The sequence below is a fragment of the Myxococcus sp. CA039A genome, assembly GCF_013336645.1.
Taxonomy (GTDB): Bacteria; Myxococcota; Myxococcia; order Myxococcales; family Myxococcaceae; genus Myxococcus; species Myxococcus llanfairpwllgwyngyllgogerychwyrndrobwllllantysiliogogogochensis.
Window position 1 is genome coordinate 1 of sequence record NZ_JABUMQ010000736.1, and the last position, 619, is coordinate 619.

The window sequence follows — 619 nt, forward strand, 5'->3', positions numbered from 1 at the left end:
GGGCGCAAGCGCGGAGGAGGGGTGGAGGGGACAACAATCCACCACACGGCGATGGCAGGTGGGACAGCGCATCGATGGCGGCGGCGAGGGGAGTTCAGTCCGAGGTGCGTGCGGGCCCCTCGAAGCATCGCCTCTCGGCGGCGCGGACGGAAGCCTCCCCCAGAGGGACGGCCACCGCTTCCGGGGACGTCGGTGGGGCCATCAGGCCTCCTCCCGGCGCGCTCCCGGAGCGAGGCTCAGTCGCTCATCTCGGGGAGGTCCGGCAGGGTGTCCGGGTCCAGCTTCAAGATGACGCACAACCGGGTCAGGGTGGAGATGGTCGGTACCATGACTCCACGCTCCACCCTGGCGAGGACCTCCACGGGCATTTCCAGGCGCTCGGCGACTTCTTCCATGCCGAGCCCCGCCTGCTGGCGGGCGGCCTTCAGTGCCGCCCCGAGCACCTCGGCCCTTTCCGCGCGACTCGTCTTCATGGACGCGAGCATGACGCCATCCGGCCCGCTCGTCACCCAATTCACCACATGCTCCAGGTCCGAAGCATGGCCTCCAACATTGGATGGGGCCCCGAGGGATGGGACCTGGCGCCGACCGCCAACGCAGGGGCTCCCCGGGGTGGGGG

General features: G+C 70.3%; 1 protein-coding gene. It reads right to left on the reverse strand.

Features of this window, described 5'->3' with window-relative positions:
- Positions 1–236: 236 nt before the first annotated feature.
- Complete coding sequence (locus HR086_RS47340; protein WP_246137916.1) at positions 237–518, reverse strand: helix-turn-helix transcriptional regulator; 282 nt, start codon at positions 516–518, stop codon at positions 237–239.
- Positions 519–619: the final 101 nt, after the last annotated feature.